Below are 4,155 nucleotides of genomic sequence, written 5' to 3' on the forward strand. Positions count from 1 at the left end.
CGGCGCGACGGATGCCGCGGCCGGGACGAGTGGTCGTGGTGATCCGGTGCCCTTGTCGGTCAGCCGGTACCGCAATGCCGCGCCGATCTGGACCGATCCGGCCGTGGACGAGGTGCTGCCGCAGATCCGTTCCACGGCCGTGCTGGGTGCCGTGCGCTCGGCCACGGTCGGACTGCCGCTGGATCAGGGGGCGTGCGCGCCGTTCACGCGCGGTCGCTGGGCCTTCAGCCACAACGGGGCCATTCCGGGCTGGCGCGACGTGCTGGCCGATATCGCGGCGAAGTTCGACTCGCCGCCCCTGCTGGCGGCGGAGTCGCTGACCGACTCCGCCGTGCTCTGGGTGATCCTGCACGACCTGCTCGCGCGGATTCCCGCCGGTTCCGCCGAATCCATTGCGCACGTGCGGGCCTCGACAGGCCATCCGAGGGGCCGAGGACGTGGTGAGAACGGCCCGGCGGTGGCGGCCGTGCGCGAGCCCGGTGGTCTCGGCGCGGGAACGGACGGCGATCCGGTCGCCGTGCTGCGGCTGGTGGTGGCGGCGGTGCTGGAGCGGTCACCGCGGGCGCGGCTGAATCTGCTGCTGGGGGACGGGGAGACCTGGTGGGCCACGACGTGGCACCACTCGTTGTCGGTGCTGGTCACCGACACTTCCGCGATTGTCGCCTCGGAGCCCTACGACGACGATCCACGGTGGCGGGCGATCGCCGATCGCCAGGTGGTCGTCGCGGGGCCGGGGCGGCTGGTCGTGGAGGACCTGGCTATCGAAACGGAAAGGGCGCGCTCATGATTGCCGCGACGCTGGAGATTCATCTGACCGACGACGACCTGACCGCGGCGCTGCGGTCGGACGCCCGGACCGGGCTCACGGCGACACCGAAATGGCTGCCGCCCAAATGGTTCTACGACGCGCGCGGCAGCGAACTGTTCGAACTCATCACCGAACTGCCCGAGTACTACCCGACGCGCACCGAGCGGGCGCTGCTGGAGCGGGTGGTGGGGGAGATCGCGCGCACGGCGCAGGCCGAGGTGCTGGTGGAGCTGGGGGCCGGATCGGCCGCCAAGACCCGTCTGCTGCTCAGTGCGTTGAGCGCCGAGGGGCCGCTGAAAACATATGTGCCGCAGGATGTGTCGGCAACGGCGCTGCGGTCGGCGGCGGATGAGATCGCCGCCGAGTTCCCCGCGCTCGCCGTACACGGCGTGGTCAGCGATTTCACCGCCACCCTGGACAATCTGCCGCGCGGCGGACGGCGCATGATCGCCTTCCTCGGCGGCACCATCGGCAATCTGGTTCCCGCCGAGCGCGCCGAGTTCCTGGCCGGAATCCACGCCGTGCTGGAGCCAGGGGAACAGCTGCTGCTCGGTGCGGGACTGGTCATCGACCCGGCGGTCCTGGTGCCCGCCTACGACGACGCCGCCGGAGTCACCGCGGAGTTCAACCGAAATATGCTGCGAGTGCTGAACTCTCGACTGAACGCCGACTTCGATCCGGAGAAGTTCGCGCATGTAGCGCGGTGGGACACCGACAACGAGTGGATCGAAATGCGCCTGGAGGCCACCGAGTCCATGACCGTGACGGTCCGCGACCTCGACCTCACCGTCGATTTCGCCGCGGGCGAGCAGATGCGCACCGAAATCTCCGCCAAGTTCCGCCGCGAAGGACTCGAAACCGAACTGGACGCTGCGGGTTTCGCCACCGAGCGGGTATGGACCGACCCGGACAGCCGCTTCGCTCTCGTACTCGCCGAGCGGCGCTGATCACCCGGCCGAGCGACGCTGACCACCGGGGTGAAGGTCGGCACCGCGCTGATATATGGGTAGGCCATGTACACCAGGCCGATGAGCAGCACCAGCTGGACGATCTGATTGCGGGAGAACCGGGTGATCTGCGCGGCCTCGATGCGGTCCTGCCCGGGTCTGGTGCGCCACCTGATCGCGTGCGAACGCCGCAGTGTGGCGGGTAGGCAGGAGGGCCGAGTTGCCGCGCAGAGGCGCTACTGCGGTGTGCCGCGCGATGGGATCGCGGGCGGTGTGCTGAAGGGCGGCGGACCCACGGCATACCGAACGGCGAGACCGCAGCGGGCGACGGTAGCGGGAACGCGGTGGGCGGCCGCGACAGCGCTACGGCGAACAATTGCCCGGTCTGCGGCGTATCGCGTGGACTTTGTCGGGTCGCGGTGGGGCGGCTGATGGTGGCGGAGTGGTGGATTCGGAGCGGGTTTGTGGCGTGGTGGGGGCTGAGGTGGCCGCTGTGTGGACGTGGTCAGCGCTGGGCCGTGACCGCTGCCAGCCATTCCACCAGGGGCCGCAGGTCCTCCCAGGCGGTGCGCACCTGCCCGGCGGCCTTCGCGGTGGTCAACCAGGCGGGTGCGCCGAAATCCCGGGTGGCGACGAGGGATTGGTGGCGCAGCAGGTCGATGCGGGGGTGGTCGGCGGTGAAACCCTTGGGTTTCGTCTTCAGCTTGTCGCCGCCGATGGTGTATCCGGCGGCATTCACCTGGTCGAGCAGGCGTTCCAGTTCCGCCCCGCGCACCGCGTCGTCGATGGCGGTGCGCAGGGCGGCCCGCTGGGCGGGCGAGGCCGTGTACAGCCCGCCCGCCACGAACAGGCCGCCCGCGCCGATCTGCACGTACCATCCGCACGATTCGGCGGTGTGCACCACCGCACCCTGGTGGTTCTTGTACGGCGACTTGTCCTTCGAGAACCGCACGTCCCGGTACGGCCGGAAGATCTTGGCCGGGCCGAAGTCCGGTTCCAGCTCGGCCGCCAGCGCCCGCATGGGGTCGCGCACCGACTCCTCCCAGATCCGCTTGTGCGCATTCCAGAAGGTCTTGGAGTTGTCGGCCTCGAGGTCCTCGTAGAAGTCGAGTCCGGCGAGCGGAAATCCGGTGAACTCCATCGCGATCAGTTGGACACCAGATCGGCGCCGACGATGGCGAACCCGATGAGGAGGCCGAGGACCATGCAGACACCGGAGGCGATGGCCGCCCACTTGCCCAGCGGTTCGCCCTTGCTGTTGCCCACCACGCCCAGGATGATGCCCGCGATACCGAATCCGGGCGGACAGAACAGCAGCGCGATCCCCGCGCAGACGAATCCGATGATGGAGAAGATCTGGGTGCGGGGCTGCTGCGGCGTGCCGTATGCCTGCTGCGGATACGGCTGGTAGCCCTGCTGGCCGTAAGGCTGTTGCCCGTACCCGGGCTGCTGCTGCCCATAGGGCTGTTGCCCGTACCCGGGCTGCTGCTGCCCATAGGGCTGCTGCCCGTATCCCGGCTGACCGTAGGGTTGTTGCCCATACGGCGGTTGTTCTGCGGGCTGTCCGTACGGCTGCGGATACCCACCCTGGGTCTGATCACCCGGCCGGGAGCCGTACTGCCCGCCCGCGGGGTACTGCGGCGGCTGCGGGTACTGACCGGGCGGCGGCGCGCTCTCCCAAGACGACGGTGCGCCTGCCCCTGACGGCGGCTGGGCCTCTCCGGACGACGGCTGGGTCTCCCTGGACGGCGGCGCGCTCTCTCCGGACGGCGGCGCCCCCTTCTGGAGAGACGGGGTACCGCTGTCGGACGGACGCTCCCCGGTATCCGAACCGCCGGGAGCCTCCGGGTCCTGCCCGGGCAGCCCGTACTGCGGCACACCGGGCGCGGAGTCCGGAATGCGCCGTGTCACGTCGTCTCCCGGCTCGTCACCGGCCTTCGGGTCGTTCGGTGGGGTGCTCATGACGCGCCCTCCTCACTGGTGCTGTGAACGCTTTCCATGGGTATCACAGCGCAGGTGGTTTCGGCGAAAGAGCGCCGGTTCAGTCGCCCGGCTCGTCCACGATCTCGAGGGCCGCGACCTCGGCGGGCCGGTCGTCCTCGGCGCGTGCTTCCTCGCGTCGCCGGCGGCGCGTCCACTCCTGGTCGAGTTCGCTCTCGATGCCGAGACGGCCGTGGTCGTCGTTCTCGCGATTGCGGATGATCAGGTCTTCCGGCGGGTCGGCGATGTAGCGCTCGTACTCGCGGACCTCGTCGGCCTGGTCGTCGTCGCCGAGGTCGTAGTCGAGGTCGGTGTCGTCATCGTCCATGTCGAGGACCTCGTCCATCAACTGGTCGTCGTCATCGGCCATGGGCCACCACCTCTCCGTGCTACAGCACATCGGCAGCAAACAGGTGATCA

At 69.4% G+C, this 4,155-nt stretch carries 5 protein-coding genes; 2 read left to right on the plus strand and 3 right to left on the minus strand.

The features are described 5' to 3' along the window. The first annotated feature begins 46 nt into the window (after positions 1-46). On the plus strand, positions 47-787 hold the full coding sequence (locus QK444_RS33525) for an ergothioneine biosynthesis protein EgtC (protein WP_282786045.1): 741 nt from the start codon (positions 47-49) through the stop codon (positions 785-787). Further along, positions 784-1,755, plus strand: a complete 972-nt coding sequence (egtD, locus tag QK444_RS33530) for an L-histidine N(alpha)-methyltransferase (RefSeq protein ID WP_282786043.1) — start codon at positions 784-786, stop codon at positions 1,753-1,755. The genes QK444_RS33525 and egtD overlap by 4 nt, the downstream gene beginning before the upstream one ends. A 505-nt stretch (positions 1,756-2,260) precedes the next feature. Here egtD and QK444_RS33535 read toward each other — a convergent pair. The 3 genes from QK444_RS33535 to QK444_RS33545 form a co-directional block, all read right to left on the minus strand. After that, positions 2,261-2,896, minus strand: coding sequence for a DUF2461 domain-containing protein (locus QK444_RS33535; RefSeq protein WP_143979379.1), 636 nt, complete (start codon positions 2,894-2,896; stop codon positions 2,261-2,263). Between the two features lie 5 nt (positions 2,897-2,901). Beyond that, complete coding sequence (locus tag QK444_RS33540) at positions 2,902-3,717, minus strand: hypothetical protein (RefSeq protein WP_282786044.1); 816 nt, start codon at positions 3,715-3,717, stop codon at positions 2,902-2,904. Positions 3,718-3,796: 79 nt separating this feature from the next. Next, complete coding sequence (locus QK444_RS33545) at positions 3,797-4,105, minus strand: hypothetical protein (RefSeq protein WP_029931257.1); 309 nt, start codon at positions 4,103-4,105, stop codon at positions 3,797-3,799. Positions 4,106-4,155 lie beyond the last annotated feature (50 nt).

The organism is Nocardia sp. CC201C, assembly GCF_030010695.1.
Classification (GTDB): Bacteria; Actinomycetota; Actinomycetes; order Mycobacteriales; family Mycobacteriaceae; genus Nocardia; species Nocardia otitidiscaviarum.

Coding starts and splice junctions, on each gene's coding strand:
- egtD (WP_282786043.1), top strand. CDS start 784: ATGATTGCCGCGACGCTGGAGATTCATCTGACCGACGACGACCTGACC.
- QK444_RS33535 (WP_143979379.1), bottom strand. CDS start 2,896: ATGGAGTTCACCGGATTTCCGCTCGCCGGACTCGACTTCTACGAGGAC.
- QK444_RS33545 (WP_029931257.1), bottom strand. CDS start 4,105: ATGGCCGATGACGACGACCAGTTGATGGACGAGGTCCTCGACATGGAC.
- QK444_RS33540 (WP_282786044.1), bottom strand. CDS start 3,717: ATGAGCACCCCACCGAACGACCCGAAGGCCGGTGACGAGCCGGGAGAC.